The organism is Metabacillus sp. 22489, assembly GCF_052044855.1.
Taxonomy (GTDB): domain Bacteria; phylum Bacillota; class Bacilli; order Bacillales; family Bacillaceae; genus Metabacillus; species Metabacillus niabensis.
Genome location: NZ_JBQENT010000051.1, coordinates 1 through 17,666 on the forward strand (window position 1 = coordinate 1; position 17,666 = coordinate 17,666).

A 17,666-nucleotide genomic window follows, 5' to 3' on the forward strand; every position below is an offset into this window, starting at 1 on the left:
ATTAGTGAGTAAATGTGGTGCAAAAGGGAAACCCATTCAGTGGGCCTTTAAGGCCGAGGCCGGAAAGAGAGGCTTTTAGCCGCAGAGCAAACCACCAGTTCTCACTGGTGGTTTTGATTGAAATGAGGTTGGAAATGCTCCTAATGAAAACCGTACATTTCTCATTGCAAAAACCATTAAAAGAAAAGACTCTATGCTAAGAGGTTGTTTTTTTGTGCGGATTTTATAAAGGTTGATTGGAACGGATTACAGGAGACTCCTGCTTAGAGAAGTGTGTAAAGAGAAACCCGACAGGTGCACAGTTACGAGGAGAATCCCGGATCGCCTGCGGAAAGCGAAAGCATATGTCTGAACAAAAATTTAACAAAGCAAATAGAGAAAAACAGAATGTAACTCGTAAAACATTCCCCCACGTTTATTATGTTTAATGGTATAATAATTTCAATAATTTGATAACAGGGGTACGCTATATGAAACGATTAAACGGCAAAACGGTCGCTCTCTGTGGGCAACGTAAGTCAGAGGAATTAAGCAAGCTAATTGAAAACCTAGGTGGAGTAGCGTTAGTCCGTCCAGCACAAGGGACTGTATTTCTCGATGAAGCGATTGTAGAGGGAGAAATCAAGGCGCTTGTTGAAGGCTCGTTTGAATGGTTTATATTTACGACAGGAATAGGAACAGATAAGCTATATCAAACTGCTGTAAATATGGGGCTTGGTGAAAGATTTATAGATGCGCTGAAAAATGCAAAAGTAGCGGCTAGAGGATATAAAACGGTAAATATGTTAAAAAAATTGGGGATTGTCCCTGATGTGAGAGATGATGATGGGAGTACAGCAGGGCTTATCCGACAATTGAAAAATGTTCAATTATCTGGTTGTCACGTAGCACTCCAATTACACGGTGATCCGGCACCTGCCTTACTAGCCTTCCTTGAAGAACAAGGAGCTTCATATAAGGAAATCTTACCTTACAGACATACTCCTCCAAATCAAGAGGTTATGAAGCAATTGGTTGATGAAATTGTTAATGGAAAAGTAGATGCTGTTAATTTTACAAGTACACCACAGGCGAGGTTTTTAATGGCTTACGCAAAGGAGCAAGGCTTAGAAGAAAAAGTATTACATGCCTTTTCAACTAACGTGATTGCTGTTTCAGTTGGTAAAGTAACTGCACAAGCCTTGAGAGAGGTTGGGATTGAACGTATCGTTGTCCCGGAAGAAGAGCGAATGGGAAGTGCAATCATTGCTCTCGTTCATTATTTTCAAGAGAAATAAGGTAAAGGGAGGTCATTATTTAAAAGATAATGACCTCCTTTTTTATTTTGGCTATGTTAAAGCTTATTGTTGATTATCTATAGCCCGATTTATTGGGGTGAGTGTATGAGACTCCTTCCTAGAGAAGCGTGAAAAGGGAGAGCCTACAGGCGCTAACCTTAAAGGAGGCACCTGGACCTCTCGTGGAAAGCGAACGTTGCAAAAGGAAATAAACAAGGTTACCAGCGCCTTTATTTTGATTTATAGTAATAAAACTCAATGTTTTCATTTGGCTAGAAAATAATCATTAGTACCTTGCAATGTTCACTAGTAGATGTTATTATATAGCTTAGTTGGAAGCAATTGTTATTTTTGGTCTGCTAGTGAACAATATACAGTAGTGAACAACATATAATAGGAGATGACCAAAATGAATGTGCAATTTAAAAAAGGGGTACTTGAGCTTTGTGTTCTAGTTTTAATATCTAAAAAGGATCAATATGGATATGAATTGGCTCAAAATATATCGAAGCATATTGATGTAGCGGAAGGAACTTTATATCCTCTCTTAAGAAGATTAACGAAGGAAGATTATTTCACTACTTATTTAGTTGAATCTACCGAAGGACCATCACGTAAATATTACACATTGACTAAAAAGGGCAGAGACTATATGGAACAATTAGTCACTGAATGGCGGCAGTTCCGCAGAAGTGTAGATACATTAATTGGAGAGGAGTTGGGAAGAAATGAATAAAGTTAGTTTTCTTAATGAGCTTTCTAACCAGTTAAAGAAAATACCTCGAAGTGATCGTGAAGATATTCTCTATGACTACGAGGAACATTTTCAACTAGGCTTAGAAACTGGAAAATCAGAGGAAGAAATAGCTGAAGACTTAGGAAATCCGAAGGTAATAGCAAAGGAGCTATTAGCAGAATATATGATAACTCAAGCAGAGAGTGACCAATCCGTTACAAATATTTCACGTGCTATCTTTGCAACAATTAGTCTAAGCTTTTTTAACCTCATTTTCTTACTTGGACCGATTGTAGCAATTATCGGGGTATATATTTCATTAGCTGCAAGTGCAATTGCGTTCACTCTTTCGCCGTTATTATTAATTGTTTCAGTCATATTTAATGGTACAGAAGGTATACTTTTACAATTCTTTATTACTTTAACATTGTGCGGCATTGGTATTCTATTAAGTATTGCTTCCATTTACATTGGTAAATTTCTATATAGGGTTATGGTAAAATATGTTAAGTTTAATGTGCGTATTATCAAGGGGGGAACGAATAGATGAAAAAAATCCTATTAGGTGCTTTGCTCGCAATCGTTATCGGGATAGTAGGCATGTTCTCAGTTGGGGGGAATGTATTTTCACAAAGTCATTATGTAGAAATAGATGAAAAAAAGACGTTAAAAGCAAATCAAATTAAAGAGCTCGAAATTAACGGAGACGTTGTTGATGTACACATATCTGAAAGTAAATCCGATGAGATCGACATTCACTTTTATGGTGATGTCGGAGAAAGGCTAAAGGACCAAATTCAATTTGAAGTAGAAGAAAAGGCATCTAAAGTTGAAATTACTGTTGACCAGAAAAATAAATGGTTCGTGCAAATACCATTTATTTATGATGAAATTAACAGTGAAAGAAAGCTAGATATAAGTATACCAGCTAAACTTTTAAAAACATTGGATGTAAAGTCGGATATTGGTAACATAGCAATTGAAGATGTACAGCCATCAACCTTAATAGCTCGTAGTGATACCGGAGAAATCGATGTTCAAAATTTCGCTGGAAAAGGTCAGTTTACATCTGATATTGGGGATATCTCTTTAGAAAATATTAGTGGGAAAGTAGAAGCAACAACTGATACTGGAGAGGTTGAGCTTCAGTTAATGAATCTTTCGGATGATATAGAATTAAATTCGGATGTAGGGGATATTAAGGTTGTCGTTCGGGGTGAAGCAAAGAACCTTTCCCTTGATTTAAATAGTGAAATTGGTGACGTAACAGTAGCAGGCTTTGACGGCTTTCAAAATAGCTCATCTAATAGTGTGATTACAAATATTGGTGCGGGTGGTCCGATCATAAAGGCTAAAACTGATGTAGGCGAAATAGAAGTTGTAAAGCAATAACAAGATTAGATGAAAGAGAAGGTGGCTTAAAATCCAAGGTTCAGACTCCTCAAACACAATATGTAATAGTTTTTATTATATACCAGTGTTTGTTAGAGGGGTCAGAGCCTTTTGAGTCACCATCTTTTTATTTATAAATTTATGTTTAATACATAGAGCGGATTTCTTTTGTTAGCGCTTAACATCCTCTATAATAAGCATGTACATATGTAATTCATAACATAAATAGGGATGTGGGAAATATGAAATATCGTCAATTGGGGAATACGGATTTAAAAATTAGTGAACTAAGCTTTGGAACATGGGCGATAGGTGGATCATGGGGGAAATCCGATGACCAAGAAGCATTAAAGGGCTTGGAAAAGGCCATGGATGCAGGTGTTAACTTCTTTGATACGGCGGATGTCTATGGAGATGGTCATAGTGAGGAGCTACTAGCAAAGGCAACAAAAGGCAAAGAAGATAAGGTTTATATTGCAACGAAATTCTGCCGTGCTGGAGATATTCACGATCCGAAAACATACTCCGAGGAAGCGGTAACTGCTTATTGTGAAGCAAGCTTAAAAAGATTACAGCGTGAAACGATCGATCTTTATCAAATTCATTGTCCGCCAATGGAAATTTTGCAATCTGGACAAGTGTTTGCCGTGTTAGATAAGCTACAACAGCAGGGGAAAATTAGACATTATGGGGTAAGTGTCGAAACGATTGATGAAGGCTTGTTTTGTATAGAACAGCCGAATGTAAAGGCATTGCAAGTGATTTTTAATATTTTCCGTCAAAAGGCTATTACTGAATTACTTCCACAAGCAAAGGAGAAGGGTGTTGGCATTTTAGCTCGTGTACCGTTAGCAAGTGGCCTATTGACAGGTAAATTTACGAAGCAGGCAACATTTGAAGCAGATGATCATCGTAACTTTAATCAAAATGGCGAGCATTTCAATGTTGGTGAAACCTTTGCAGGTATTGAATTTTCTAAAGGTGTTGAACTAAGTGAACAGCTTAGCTGGATCGCTGAAGGCAGAGAAAATATGACAAGAGCTGCCTTACGCTGGATCCTCGACCATGAAGAGATTACTACCGTTATTCCTGGATTTAAAACCGTTAAACAGGTTGAGGACAATTTACAAGCAACAGCGGTTCCAGCCTTTAGTAAGGACGAACGAAAGCGATTGGCAGATTTTTACCAACAGGAGATTCATCCAAATATTAGAGGTGCTTATTAAGTTGTTAATCAGTTAAAATATCGATTCATTCCCTTTTCGTGTAACAGTAAGCTCTGTTACACAAAAGGGTTTTTTTATTTACCTAGTTAAAGCCTACCGAAGGTGACTGTAACAACGCTTTTTCTTCCTCATTAATTAGCAATCTTTACAAGTTAATATATAGTCTCCGATAGCCGATATATGCAGTAGCTAACTATTTTATCCTAGGGGAGACATCGACATGAAATTGCTAAAAAACTTAAATATTACAAGGAAGCTATTAATCATTATTATTGTAAGCACCTTGGGACTTAGTTCTGTAGGTATTCTAGGAGTAAGCTATATTAAAGTTATGGCCCAAGGATCAGAAATTATGTATAAAGAAAACTTGCTTCCGCTTAACAAAATTATGCAAATTAGGGTAAATGCTAGAGCGAGCGATGCCTATACACTAGAGCTCTTAGTTACAGAGGATCCCGAAAGAAATAAAGAATTAATTGATGAAATTGCCTCTGCCTGGGAAGAAATTGATGGGTTAATTTCTGAAATTGAAGGTACTAAGTTAACAAAGGAACAACAAAATTTAGTAGAAAAATACAAGGAGCAGGCAGCAGCATTAAGCAGTAGCCGAGATAAAGTTATGAATCTCGCGGTTGAAAATAAAAATGATGAGGCATATTCAATCTACTTACAAGAGGTTGAGATAAATCGCGCGGCATTAAATGATACGCTAAAGGAACTACAGAAAACGAACATTACAAATGCTGAATCAATTAATACTCTTAATCATGAAAGTGAAAAAGAAATCGTTATTTTTGTAACAGTTATTATCCTTGTAGCTCTTATATTATTAGTTATTTTAAGCGTAGTAATTGCACGGATGATCGTTAGACCAATTAAAGAAGTTAAAGGTTTGCTTACTGAAGCAGAAAATGGTGATTTTACAGTTAAAGGTAGCTATCAGTCTAAAGATGAAATTGGTGAACTTACAACCTCCTTTAACAATATGACGAATACATTACAATCTGTTTTTACAACAGTCCAGGATTCATCACAGCAAGTTGCATCAGCTTCTGAACAATTGAGCGCTAGTGCTGAGCAAAACAGTAAAGCGAGCGAGCATATTACGTTAACAGTACAGGAGCTTGCATCAGGATCTGATAAACAGGTTGATAAAGTCGCAGATAGCTCTAAAGTGATTACAGAAATAACAAATCATACAAAAACCATTGCAGACCATACGGAAAAAATCACGAAAGATGTGTTGCACGCTTCTGAAATGTCATTAGAGGGAAATCAGGCTATTAAAAAAGTAAATGAACAAATGAATTCAATTTACGAGAATGTAAATAGTCTTTCTGAAGCGATTAAAGGGTTGAATGATCGTTCTAATGAAATAGGACAAATTACAAATGTCATAACAGGAATATCTGCACAAACGAATTTATTGGCATTAAATGCTGCTATTGAAGCTGCAAGAGCTGGTGAACATGGAAAAGGGTTCGCGGTTGTTGCGGATGAAGTAAGAAAGCTTGCAGAAGAATCAACTAGTTCTACAGAAAAAATAGCCCAGCTAATTCAGCTAATCCAAAGCGATACAGATAAGACAATACAAACAATGAAAAAGGCAGCTGAAGAGGTATATTCCGGACTTAATGTTGTTCATGTAGCAGGAGATTCCTTCCAAAAAATTGAACTAGCGGTTAATGGAGTAGTTTCACAGATTGAAGATATTTCAGAATCGCTAAAAAAACTAGCAAATGGAACAGATATCGTTAATGAATCAATTCAAAATGTTAGTGATGTGGCTAAAGAATCAGCCATGATCACGCAAAATATTTCTGCAGCGACAGAAGAACAGCTAGCATCAATGGAAGAAATCTCCTCTTCCTCACAGTCACTTGCCAGATTAGCTGACGATCTACAAATTGTTATTAAACAATTTAAAATCTAGTCTGTTCTTTTCTTTACAGTTTATAAATAAAAACGAATGAATTGAAGAGCACAATGGTTAAAACAGAAAGGGTCAGTCCCCACAATTAGAGTGAGGGACTGACCCTTTATAATTTGCAGATTAAAGCACACTCTCTTTTGCAAAAATGAGAAGGATGCTTAATACTTAGTTTGATTCTTTTAACTCCTGAATAGCTGGAGACGATTTTCGATGGAGAACGAATTTGTACATCACAATGACGACAACCATAAAGATGGCAGCATAAAAATAAAGATGACCGTAGCCAAGCTCTGCTGCAACAAGTCCTAATAGGTAAGAGCCAATAGCTATTCCAGTATCAAATAGAGTAAAGAAGGTTGCGGTAGCATGACCGCTTCGATTTCTGTCTGTTGATTGAATAGCAAGGGTTTGTAAAGATGGAACGACCGTACCATAGCCCAATCCAATAAATGCACCTGATAATAGGAGTGTAAATGTGGAATTTGCCATGCTTAGTATGATCATACCAATTAAAAACAGGGCAAATGCCGGATACATGACAATATGAGGCCCCTTTTTATCAAATAATTTTCCACTAAACGGACGAGCGATAAGCATAACAACGGCAAAGACAACAAAGAAAAAGCTAGCAGCATCTAATAAATTTAGTTCCTTTGCATAGATAGAAAGAAACGAAAGAACACTTGAGTAAACAAAGGCTACTAAACTCCCAATAAATGCAACCGGAAATGCTCTTTTATCAATTAAATCTGAAAGTTGAAGTCGTTTTTTCACTCGGTTTTGTTCAGGCTGTTCAATATTGAACTTGCTTGTGGCTGTAAAGATAACACCAGCAGTAATTAAGATTGCTAATATAAGGAATAATACCGTGAAAGATGTAGCTTGAATGAGTGAAAGAGAAACTAAAGGCCCGAATACGACAGCTAGATTTGTGGACATAACAAAATATCCAAGACCTTCTCCACGTCTTTTGTGTGGAACAAGATCAGCTGCTATAGCTCCTGTTGCGGTTGTTGCAATACTAAACCATATCCCTTGGAAAAAGCGGAGTGCTAATAATAATGGATATTGCTGAACCCATAAGTATAAAAACGAGCATATTGTAAAGAGTATTAGACTTACCATGAGCATTCGCTTTTTACCGTAATCATCTAAAAGCTTACCAGAAAATGGCCTAACGACGATTGCTGATAAAAGGAAAATGGTTACGATTAAACCTGCATCAACCTCTGAACGATGTAGCTCATCGACAACATAGATAGGCAATGAGGTAAGCAGGCCATAAAACGCCGTAAAGATAAAAAAGTTGCTTAGAAAAATACTTATAAAGTTTTTCGTCCAAATTGGTTGTTTTGTTTCATTTCCCATTTAGATAGATTCCTCCTTCTCAGTTGTAATTGGGCCAAGTTTGTTTAAAAAGGAATAAAAAATCGTAAGCTCATCCTTTGTTAAATGTTGAGTCATAGTTTGCTCAAATCTTTTTACTTCTTTTTCTACTAATGGAAGCTGTTCGATCGCCTTTTCAGTAAGAGAAACAAGACGCTCCCGTTTATCACTTCCTTGTGTCCGTTTAATCCAGCCGCTTTCTTCAAGCTTTGCCAGAGTTCGTGTAACGGTCGGGGCCTCGACAACAAGATAACGCCATATTTCACTCTGTGTCATAGGACCATTATTCTTAATACAGTAGAGTATTGACCATTGTGAGCTATACAATCCAAATTGCTGTAAATGTTCATTTAGCACCTTAGTCATCGCTCTAGTCTTTTTATAAAGGAAGTGAAACAATTGGTTTGTATTTTCCATAGTTTTACACCTCAATTTATTTACCTAGGTAACTATTTTATGATACCAGATAATTTTTATTTGTAAAGCAAAGCTGTTCTTAAAAAAGAAAGCTGACGATATTGTCAGCTCAATGTTATATAATATTAGCAATTATTTGTTTGCATGATTGATCACTTGGCATTCTTTCTCCAGCTCGCTAACGGACAACTCATAAAGCTGTTTTTCAGAGCTTTTATAAATACCCGCTTGCAATAATTTATTAATTAGTTGTGTTTTTCTAAGCTCAACAAGCTTACGTAATTGAGTAGACATTCGATCACCGCCTCTAAAAGAAAATGATAATCATTATCAATTAGGATTATAACTGATAAATGAAAACTTGTAAACTATTCCAATTAATAAAGAAGCCTTGGTCATATTCACCAAGGCTTAATTCATTCTTCTTTCCTATATCACATGATGAGAAAAGTCTTACCTGTATCAGGAAAGTGTTAAATTTTCACGGTATCCTGCTTTAAATTCCAAGATTTCTTCCAAGAATAGTTTGCGATTAATAAGATGATAAATGCAGCAAAGGCAACGATCGAAAACGTAATGAATCCTGATGCATACGAACCTGTCATTTCCTTTAGTGTACCTAAGATATTTGGCAGGAAGAATCCACCGATACCGCCTGCAGCCCCTACAATACCTGTTACCATCCCAATTTCTTTTTGGAAACGTTGTGGAACTAATTGGAAAACTGCGCCATTTCCCATTCCGAGACACATCATACCGACAAATAAAAGTGCAGTAATAGCAATTAGTGGTGGCAACTGACTAACGCCAATCATACAAGCAGCGACTCCGATAAATAGAATAGCAAGTACTTTTACCCCGCCAATTCGATCAGAGATATAACCTCCGACCGGTCTGAAAAAGCTTCCCGCAAAAACACAAATTGTAACGAAATCACCAGCCTGAACGCTAGACAGTTGATATTGATCGACAAAGAACATACTTAGGAAGCTTGATAGCCCGACAAATCCTCCGAATGTAACACTGTAGAGCAAGCAGAAGAACCAAGTATCCCGAAATGCAAAAACTTTAAAGTAATTAGCTAATGGCTGTGGTGCAGGTTGTGTCGGTGCATCCTTTGCTAAAAGGAGAAAAAGTCCAAAGGTAATTAGTAAAGGGATAAGTGCAATACCCATGGTCATATGCCAGCCGAACTGCTCTGCTAAACGTGGACCGAATAATGTTGCAAGTAATGTTCCGCTATTTCCTGCTCCAGCAATCCCCATTGCTAATCCTTGTAGATGAGGTGGGTACCATCTGCTTGCCATTGGTAAGGCAACGGCAAAGCTGGCACCTGCAACACCTAATAAAATCCCAATCATATAAAGCTCGGGAAGTGTATTTCCAGCTAATAGTCCCCAGAGTAATGGAATAACCGTAATGCTCATGCCGATTGTGGCAGTTTTCTTCGGACCAATTCGGTCAGTTAAAATTCCTAGAACGATTCTAAAGAAAGAACCTGCAAGTATCGGAATGGCAACAATAAGTCCTTTTTGTGAAGGGGATAGTCCAAATTCCTCGGTAATGAATACACCAAGTGCACCTAGAATAACCCAAATCATGAAGCTTACATCGAAATATAGAAAAGCTGAAAACAATGTTTTCGGATGACCACTTGTCTTTAAATCAGAAAATTTCATATTTATTTTCTCCTCTCATCTCATCTTTTCAATGCTCTTTGTATTTTCCTATCTCTGTCGCTAATATGTTGTCATTATAAATTGCTCCATTTAGAACGCAAAGTTATCTGTCAGGAAATATGACAGGGAATATTGTAAAATATGCTTTTGTTTTTCGTGATATGGTAAATATTAGTAGTTAATGAAGGTTTTACGTTAGAAAATATGACAACAAAACTCTTTGATAAGGAAAATTATGAAATAATGAAACTAAAATGAAGAAGACAGATTATGAATGTTGGAGGGTTAAGATGAGGCAGAGACTAGTCGTGGTCGGAAATGGTATGGCAGGAGTTCGCTGTGTTGAAGAAATCTTAAAGCGTAACTCTGAGCTATTTTCGATTTCTATTATTGGAAGTGAACCACATCCTAATTATAATCGGATTTTATTATCTTCTGTTTTACAAGGGGAAGCGTCATTTAATGAAATTACTATAAATAAACGTGAATGGTACGAGGAGAATGGGATCGACCTCTACACTGGAGAAACGGCAATAAAGATTGATTCGCAAAATAAGCAAATTACCACCAATCTTAATCGAGTGATTGCCTACGATAAATTAATCATTGCAACAGGATCGGAACCGTTTGTTCTACCCATCCCTGGTGTTGAAAAGGAAGGAGTTGTCACCTTTCGTACAATTGAGGATTGTAAAAAAATCATCGAATTGTCTAAAGGTCATAAGCAAGCAGCCGTGATTGGAGGGGGAGTGTTAGGGTTAGAGGCAGCAAGGGGTCTCGTGAATCTAGGCTTGAAAGTGAAAGTCGTTCACAATATGGATTACTTGATGCAACGACAGCTTGATCCAACCTCATCAAAAATGCTGCAAACAGTCCTAGAACAGCAAGGAATTGAATTCTATTTAGGCAAAGTAACGGAAAAAATAGCAGGGGAAGAAAGAGTTGAAAAACTTGAGTTTACGGATGGAACAGAAATTGAGGCGGATTTAGTCGTTATGGCTGTTGGGGTGAAACCTAATATAGGCCTAGCGAAATGCAGTGGTATTGAGACAAGTCATGGAATTATTGTTAATGATTATATGGCAACAAGAACATCTGATATATATGCGTTGGGTGAATGTGCCCAGCATAATGGCATTGTTTATGGGTTAGTGAAGCCGTTGTATGAGCAAGGCCAAGCGTTAGCGAACCATCTTTGTGGAATTGAAGAACAAGGGTATCAAGGATCGATTTTATCAACGAGCTTAAAGGTGCCAGGTGTTGATCTCTTTTCTGTTGGAGATTTCACTGAGAATGAAACATCAAAAATGGTGAAATTAGAGAATCAATTAGAAGGCATTTATAAAAAAATTGTTTTTCAAGGAGATATTATCGTGGGCGCGGTCCTTTTTGGAGAAACAGCTTCTGGGTCTAAGCTGCTTGATCTGATTGTCAAAAGAAAACATGTAAATGATGATGAGAAACGTCAATTGCTTCAAATAAATGAACGTGGGCCAACGTTATTTAAGCAAATGCCGCAAAGTGAAATGATATGTAATTGTAATGCTGTATCAAAGGGAACCATTATGGAGGCTGTACTTCAAAAGGGATTAACGACTGTTGACGAAATAAAGCAATGTACGAAGGCATCCGGCTCGTGTGGAGGCTGTAAGTCAATGGTGGCAGGTTTGCTCACCTATATTAACAGTGATGAATGCGATGAAACAATTGAGCAAAACACATTGTGCAAATGTACGGAATTGACGGAGGATGAAGTTGTTTACCAGATTCAGCAAAAACAATTATCTTCATTAGAAGATGTATTTACTGAGTTGAATTGGAAATCTGAAAATGGCTGTAGCACCTGTATTTCTGCAATTCGTTATTATTTGGCAATGATATACCCAGGGCATGACAGGTCGATTAAAAAGGATATTGTAAATGCTCAGCTCGAGGAAGATGGTACTTATTCACTTGTCCTACAAATGTATGGGGGCATGACAAATGTAAATGAATTACAAATGATAACAAATGTAATGAAAAAGTACCAAATACTTGAGGTGGGATTAACAGCAGAGCAACGATTTCAATTAAAGGGGATTCAAAAGGAAGTCATTCATGCTGTATGTACAGAATTGAAGATCCCCTCAATCCCAGCTTTGGATAATACCATTCGTTACGTTAATACATTTTTTGGAGAAAAGCTTTGCCAATGTAGCAATGAAAAATCAAAGCAATTGGCAATTGAAATTGAAAAGGAAGTCGGCCAAATATTAACGCCACATCGTGTCATTATTGGATTTTCCGCCTGTAAGCACCAGGAAAAGGACTTAATGATAAAGGATATTAGCATCATTGGCAACAATGGAGGATGGGAAATTTATGTTGGCGGAAGTACGGGGCAACATATTCAACAAGGGGAACTATTGACAGTTACAAAAAATCTCCATGAAGTAAAGCTGTTCTTAAGCGGATTTGTTCAATATTATCGAGAAACCGGGAATTATCAGGAGCCAATTTATGAATGGATTAAAAGGGTTGGGATGATTCATATCCGAGAGGTCTTATTCGAAACGTCGTTATGTAGGCAATTAGTTGAGCGGTTGGAAGAGGATAGAGCCGTGAGTTTAGAATATGTGACGAAATAATTAAGAGATTAAGAGAATAGGGATGATGCGTTTTGACAGAACTATTATTAAAATACTTTCGAACGAAGCAACAAGAGGTCCAATCAGAAAAGGTTTATGATACACAATGCCCGTTCTGCAGCATGCAATGTAAAATGCAATTAATTGAGCAATCAATCGTTTCAAGAAAGAAGTATACAACAATAGGAGTAGATAATCCTACATCGGAGGGAAGAATCTGCATTAAAGGAATGAATGCCCATCAGCATGCACTTCACCAGGATCGGATTAAATATCCATTGCTTAAAGTAAACGGTGAATTTATTCGGATCTCATGGCAGGAGGCATTAGCTGTGATTAAGGAAAAGTTCACTGATATTCAGGCAGCAGATGGTACAAATGCACTTGCAGTTTACGGGAGTGCTTCTATTACAAATGAAGAAGCTTATTTACTAGGGAAGTTTGCTAGAGTGGCACTTACGACTCGCTACATCGATTACAATGGGCGCTTGTGCATGTCAGCGGCAGCAACTGCAGCGAACCAGACGTTCGGGATGGATCGTGGAATAACAAATGCATTAACTGAGGTTCCAACAACACGAGTCATTATATTAGCTGGAACAAATATAGCAGAATGCCAACCTACAATTATGCCATATTTTGAAAAAGCAAAAGAGAACGGTGCTTATATTATCGCGATTGATCCACGGGAGACAGCAACAACACAAATCGCTGACTTACATTTAAAAGTTAAGCCAGGGATGGACGCTGCCTTAGCAAATGGATTATTAAAGGTTATCATCGAAGAAAATTTAACTGATGAACAATTCATTCGTGATCGTGCTACAGGCTTTGCTGAAGTAAAGGAATATGTGCTTTCTCAATCATTAGATGAAATTGCAGAATTAACAGGTGTTCCAAAGGAGCAAATTGAAACGGCAGCGATAAAGTTTGCAAGTGAGGAAACAGGAATGCTATTTACGGCTAGAGGCGTCGAACAGCAAATTGATGGGACAGCAGCTGTAAGGAATTTACTTAATGTGTTAATTGCAACAGGGAAAATTGGTAAGCCTTCATGTGGATATGGGGCGATTACTGGTCAAGGCAATGGTCAGGGAGCACGTGAACATGGACAAAAGGCTGATCAACTACCAGGATATCGTTCAATCGAAAATGAGGAGCATAGAGAATATATAGCATCTGTTTGGGGGATCAACAAAGAGAATATACCACGTAAGGGTGTTTCGGCATTTGAAATGTTTAAGAAAATTGATGATGGAGAAATTACAGGAATGCTCCTGATGTGCTCAAACCCTGTTGTTTCAAATCCAAATGCCAATTTTGTAAAATCGGCGTTAAAAAAGTTAAAATTTTTAGTCGCTATCGACTTATTCGTATCGGAAACAGCCGAATATGCAGACCTTATTTTGCCGACCTCCTCTTATTTAGAGGACGAAGGAACAATGACGAATCTCGAAGGGAGAGTCATTCTTAGAGAGGCAAGTCGACCATGTCCAGGAGAAGTAAAGCATGATTGGGAAATTATTTGCGAGATTGCGAAGGTATTAGGGAAAGGACAGTATTTTCCTTACAAAAAGGCAGAGGATATCTTTAATGAGTTGCGTATCGCTAGTAAGGGAGGGATTGCTGATTATTATGGGATTACGTATGACCGCATTCGAAAGGAAAAGGGCATCTTATGGCCATGTCCAGATGAAACCCATGGTGGAACAGCTCGATTATTCGAGCATTCCTTTGCACATCCAGACGGAAAGGCAAAGATGGTTGTAGTAAGTAATAGTTCCCAAATCCCGAAGGAAAAGCCATCGGAGGAATACCCCCTCTATTTAACGACTGGCAGAGTGGTGTCACATTATTTAACAGGAGTCCAAACGAGAAAAAGTGCTGCTTTAGCGGCAAGAAATTTTGAATCGTATTTAGAAATTCATCCAGAAACAGCAAGAAAATATCAAATTGAAAATAATCGTCTTGTTACAGTAACTTCTAAGCGGGGAAGTATCGTAGTTAGAAGTAAATGGTCAGATAAAATTAGACAGGATACAGTCTTTGTTCCATTCCATTGGGCAGATAGCCAAAATGTAAACATGTTAGTTGGCGAGGATTTAGATCCTTTCTGCAAAATGCCGGGATTTAAAGTGAGTGCAGTAAAGGTTGTTCCAAATTAATGTATGTAGAGAGGGTGGCTCAAAAACAAAGGTTTTAGACCCCTCAAACACAATATATAGGCTAATGGTAAGGTTAGTTTACTATGTACGAGTGTTTGTTGGAGGGGGCAGTCCTTTTTGTGTCACTCTCTTTATTTGCTTTCGAGGTAAATAGGGCTTGTATGTCTCAAAATAAGAAATATGAGATTCATCTCCGAATGAAATAAACCATGTTAGAAAATGTAACATGTAAGTAAAATATTGCAATTTACCGTGTTATAGTAAAGGAAACTTTCTAGGGGAGGAACTACAGGTGGAAAAAAAGAAGCTAGTTCTTATTGGGAATGGAATGGCCGGGGTTCGAGCAATCGAAGAAATACTAAAAATTTCAAAAGATATATTTGATATTACAATCTTTGGCAGTGAGCCACATCCTAATTACAATAGAATCCTTTTATCGAAGGTATTACAAGGTGATACAAATGTGAGTGATATTACCTTAAATGATTGGGATTGGTATGAGGAAAATGACATTACCCTTTATACAGGAGAGACAGTGACCAAAATCCAAACAGAGAAAAAAGTTATCGTATCTGATAAAGGAAGAATCGTACCTTACGATGAAGTCATCGTTGCAACGGGCTCAGTACCATTTATTTTACCACTTCCAGGAGCTGATAAAGAAGGAGTAACAGCCTTCCGTGATATTAAGGATACAGATATCATGCTAGAGGCTTCGAAAAAATATAAAAAGGCAGCCGTTATCGGCGGGGGGCTACTTGGATTAGAAGCAGCTCGTGGATTATTGAACTTAGGAATGGATGTAACAGTTATCCACATTGCCCCAACGTTAATGGAGCGCCAATTAGATGAAACAGCAGGGAAGCTTTTGCAAAGGGAATTAGAAAAGCAAGGAATGAAGTTTTTATTAGAAGCAAGCACTCAAGAAATTTACGGAGAGGAACGCGTAGAAGGCTTAAAGTTTCAAGATGGATCACAGCTTGAAGCAGATTTAGTTGTCATGGCTGTTGGGATCAAGCCGAACGTCGAGCTAGCAAAGGAAAGTGGCTTAACCGTTAACAGAGGAATTGTTGTAAATGACTATTTGCAAACAAATGTGCCACATGTGTATTCAGTTGGTGAATGTGCAGAGCATAATGGGATTCCATACGGATTAGTTGCGCCATTATATGAACAAGCAAAGGTGCTTGCTCATCATATTTGTGGAAAAGAAACAGCTCCATACAAAGGCTCAGTCTTATCTACTCAATTAAAGGTTTCTGGTGTTGAAGTATTCTCAGCAGGTGACTTTATTGAGGGTGAGGATAAAAAGGCGTTAAAAATCTTTGACGAGCAAGATGGAGTATATAAGAAAATCGTCTTAAATCGAAATAAAATCGTCGGAGCGGTTTTATTCGGAGATAGCAAAGAGGGAAATCGCCTATTCTCGATGATTAAAAAGGGAGCAGACATCTCTGATACAGAGAAAATTACAATATTACAGCCAATTGGCGAAGAAGCTGGTACTAGTTTAGTTGCAGCAATGAGTGCGGATGAAATTATTTGTGGCTGTAACGGTGTTTCAAAGGGTGCCATTGTCCAAGCAATTCAAGAAAAGGGCTGTACATCTGTTGATGAGATAAAAGCGTGTACGAGTGCATCACGTTCGTGTGGTGGTTGTAAGCCGTTAGTGGCAGATGTTCTTCAGCTAACACTTGGATCTGAGTTTGACGCATCTGCACAAAAAGAGGCTATTTGTGGTTGTACATCATTATCAAGAGATGAAATTGTCGAAGGTATTAAAGAAAAAGGGTTAACACATGTAAGAGAGGTTATGAATGTACTCGGCTGGGAAACAGAAGAAGGCTGTTCAAAATGTCGCCCTGCTTTAAACTACTATCTAGGAATGATTCATCCGAAAGAATATGAGGATGAAAGGGAATCTCGTTTTGTCAATGAAAGAATGCATGCAAATATACAAAAGGACGGAACGTATTCAGTTGTACCGAGAATGTATGGCGGTGTAACAAATGCTAAGGATTTACGTCGGATTGCAGACGTTGTTGAGAAGTATGATATTCCATTAGTGAAGGTGACAGGTGGTCAACGTATTGATTTACTTGGTGTGAAGAAGGATGATCTGCCAAAGGTATGGGAGGACCTCGATATGCCTTCAGGTTTTGCTTATGGAAAATCACTTCGAACAGTAAAAACTTGTGTCGGTGAACAATTTTGCCGCTTCGGTACGCAAGATTCAATCGGATTAGGAATTGAACTTGAAAAGAAATTTGAAGGATTACAAACACCGCATAAAGTGAAGATGGCTGTATCTGCTTGTCCGAGAAGCTGTGCTGAATCAGGCTTTAAAGATATTGGCTTTATCGGCATCGACGGTGGCTGGGAAATTTATGTTGGTGGAAATGGCGGTACCCATGTCCGTAGTGGAGACCTTCTATATAAAGTGAAAACAGATGAAGAGGCTATGGAGATTACAGGTGCATACTTGCAATATTATCGTGAAACAGCAAATTATTTAGAACGTACATCTGCATGGATTGAACGAGTTGGCTTAGCGCATGTCCAATCTGTACTAGACGATAAAAACATGCGAAAAGAATTGAACGAACGTATGGATGAAGCTTTATCTGTTTATAAGGATCCTTGGAAAGAGATTATTGAAAATGAAAAAACAACAAAACAACTATTCCAAACGGTTGGGATGTCGCAATAACCTAGGAGGATAATTTTCAGAATCTTAGGTTAATGGGTGCGAGCTTTGATTACTGTGTCTCACCTTTATTTTAAAAAGGTGAGACACTTCCGATTCTTAACATTCAAATTAGCCTTTA

The 17,666-nt window shown here is 37.8% G+C and carries 13 protein-coding genes; 9 read left to right on the top strand and 4 right to left on the bottom strand.

What is annotated here, in order from left to right:
• The first annotated feature begins 470 nt into the window (after nt 1-470).
• The 6 genes from ACTJJ9_RS22305 to ACTJJ9_RS22330 all read left to right on the top strand — a co-directional run bounded on the left by ACTJJ9_RS22305 (nt 471) and on the right by ACTJJ9_RS22330 (nt 6,564).
• Entirely contained in the window at nt 471-1,277 is an 807-nt protein-coding gene (locus ACTJJ9_RS22305; protein ID WP_095300323.1) for a uroporphyrinogen-III synthase, read from the top strand.
• Between the two features lie 409 nt (nt 1,278-1,686).
• On the top strand, nt 1,687-2,013 hold the full coding sequence (locus ACTJJ9_RS22310; protein ID WP_095300321.1) for a PadR family transcriptional regulator: 327 nt from the start codon (nt 1,687-1,689) through the stop codon (nt 2,011-2,013).
• Nucleotides 2,006-2,563 carry a DUF1700 domain-containing protein gene (locus ACTJJ9_RS22315; protein ID WP_095300319.1) on the top strand — a complete coding sequence of 186 codons (558 nt, stop codon included), beginning with the start codon at nt 2,006-2,008 and terminating at the stop codon, nt 2,561-2,563. Before ACTJJ9_RS22310 ends, ACTJJ9_RS22315 begins: the two co-directional genes overlap by 8 nt.
• Nucleotides 2,560-3,405: a DUF4097 family beta strand repeat-containing protein gene (locus tag ACTJJ9_RS22320; RefSeq protein WP_095300317.1), complete on the top strand. Its 846-nt coding sequence runs from the start codon at nt 2,560-2,562 to the stop codon at nt 3,403-3,405. Before ACTJJ9_RS22315 ends, ACTJJ9_RS22320 begins: the two co-directional genes overlap by 4 nt.
• A 242-nt stretch (nt 3,406-3,647) precedes the next feature.
• On the top strand, nt 3,648-4,631 hold the full coding sequence (locus ACTJJ9_RS22325) for an aldo/keto reductase (RefSeq protein ID WP_145583727.1): 984 nt from the start codon (nt 3,648-3,650) through the stop codon (nt 4,629-4,631).
• Between the two features lie 220 nt (nt 4,632-4,851).
• Complete coding sequence (locus ACTJJ9_RS22330) at nt 4,852-6,564, top strand: methyl-accepting chemotaxis protein (protein ID WP_145583725.1); 1,713 nt, start codon at nt 4,852-4,854, stop codon at nt 6,562-6,564.
• Nucleotides 6,565-6,729: 165 nt separating this feature from the next.
• On the opposite strand, the gene ACTJJ9_RS22335 is transcribed toward ACTJJ9_RS22330, so the two are convergent.
• The 4 genes from ACTJJ9_RS22335 to ACTJJ9_RS22350 all read right to left on the bottom strand — a co-directional run bounded on the left by ACTJJ9_RS22335 (nt 6,730) and on the right by ACTJJ9_RS22350 (nt 10,046).
• Entirely contained in the window at nt 6,730-7,932 is a 1,203-nt protein-coding gene (locus ACTJJ9_RS22335; protein WP_145583723.1) for an MFS transporter, read from the bottom strand.
• Nucleotides 7,933-8,367, bottom strand: a complete 435-nt coding sequence (locus tag ACTJJ9_RS22340) for a MarR family winged helix-turn-helix transcriptional regulator (protein WP_095300310.1) — start codon at nt 8,365-8,367, stop codon at nt 7,933-7,935. It lies immediately after the preceding gene.
• Nucleotides 8,368-8,499: 132 nt separating this feature from the next.
• Entirely contained in the window at nt 8,500-8,661 is a 162-nt protein-coding gene (locus tag ACTJJ9_RS22345) for a Fur-regulated basic protein FbpA (RefSeq protein ID WP_145583721.1), read from the bottom strand.
• A 179-nt stretch (nt 8,662-8,840) separates the two neighbouring features.
• The gene (locus ACTJJ9_RS22350) at nt 8,841-10,046 is read right to left on the bottom strand and encodes a nitrate/nitrite transporter (protein WP_095300307.1); all 1,206 of its coding nucleotides are present in this window, start codon (nt 10,044-10,046) and stop codon (nt 8,841-8,843) included.
• 290 nt (nt 10,047-10,336) lie between these two features.
• Between ACTJJ9_RS22350 and nirB (ACTJJ9_RS22355) the strand changes: the two genes are divergently transcribed.
• The 3 genes from nirB (ACTJJ9_RS22355) (at nt 10,337) to nirB (ACTJJ9_RS22365) (ending at nt 17,548) form a co-directional block, all read left to right on the top strand.
• Nucleotides 10,337-12,673, top strand: coding sequence for a nitrite reductase large subunit NirB (gene nirB / locus ACTJJ9_RS22355; RefSeq protein WP_145583719.1), 2,337 nt, complete (start codon nt 10,337-10,339; stop codon nt 12,671-12,673).
• A gap of 32 nt (nt 12,674-12,705) precedes the next feature.
• On the top strand, nt 12,706-14,838 hold the full coding sequence (nasC, locus tag ACTJJ9_RS22360; RefSeq protein ID WP_145583717.1) for an assimilatory nitrate reductase catalytic subunit NasC: 2,133 nt from the start codon (nt 12,706-12,708) through the stop codon (nt 14,836-14,838).
• Nucleotides 14,839-15,130: 292 nt separating this feature from the next.
• Nucleotides 15,131-17,548 (top strand): nitrite reductase large subunit NirB, encoded by a 2,418-nt coding sequence (gene nirB / locus ACTJJ9_RS22365; RefSeq protein ID WP_145583715.1) that lies wholly within the window; start codon nt 15,131-15,133, stop codon nt 17,546-17,548.
• Nucleotides 17,549-17,666 lie beyond the last annotated feature (118 nt).

Excerpts from the sequence above, each read along its gene's own strand:
- ACTJJ9_RS22305 (WP_095300323.1), top strand. The coding sequence starts at position 471 with ATGAAACGATTAAACGGCAAAACGGTCGCTCTCTGTGGGCAACGTAAG.
- ACTJJ9_RS22310 (WP_095300321.1), top strand. The coding sequence starts at position 1,687 with ATGAATGTGCAATTTAAAAAAGGGGTACTTGAGCTTTGTGTTCTAGTT.
- ACTJJ9_RS22315 (WP_095300319.1), top strand. The coding sequence starts at position 2,006 with ATGAATAAAGTTAGTTTTCTTAATGAGCTTTCTAACCAGTTAAAGAAA.
- ACTJJ9_RS22320 (WP_095300317.1), top strand. The coding sequence starts at position 2,560 with ATGAAAAAAATCCTATTAGGTGCTTTGCTCGCAATCGTTATCGGGATA.
- ACTJJ9_RS22325 (WP_145583727.1), top strand. The coding sequence starts at position 3,648 with ATGAAATATCGTCAATTGGGGAATACGGATTTAAAAATTAGTGAACTA.
- ACTJJ9_RS22330 (WP_145583725.1), top strand. The coding sequence starts at position 4,852 with ATGAAATTGCTAAAAAACTTAAATATTACAAGGAAGCTATTAATCATT.
- ACTJJ9_RS22335 (WP_145583723.1), bottom strand. The coding sequence starts at position 7,932 with ATGGGAAATGAAACAAAACAACCAATTTGGACGAAAAACTTTATAAGT.
- ACTJJ9_RS22340 (WP_095300310.1), bottom strand. The coding sequence starts at position 8,367 with ATGGAAAATACAAACCAATTGTTTCACTTCCTTTATAAAAAGACTAGA.
- ACTJJ9_RS22345 (WP_145583721.1), bottom strand. The coding sequence starts at position 8,661 with ATGTCTACTCAATTACGTAAGCTTGTTGAGCTTAGAAAAACACAACTA.
- ACTJJ9_RS22350 (WP_095300307.1), bottom strand. The coding sequence starts at position 10,046 with ATGAAATTTTCTGATTTAAAGACAAGTGGTCATCCGAAAACATTGTTT.
- nirB (WP_145583719.1), top strand. The coding sequence starts at position 10,337 with ATGAGGCAGAGACTAGTCGTGGTCGGAAATGGTATGGCAGGAGTTCGC.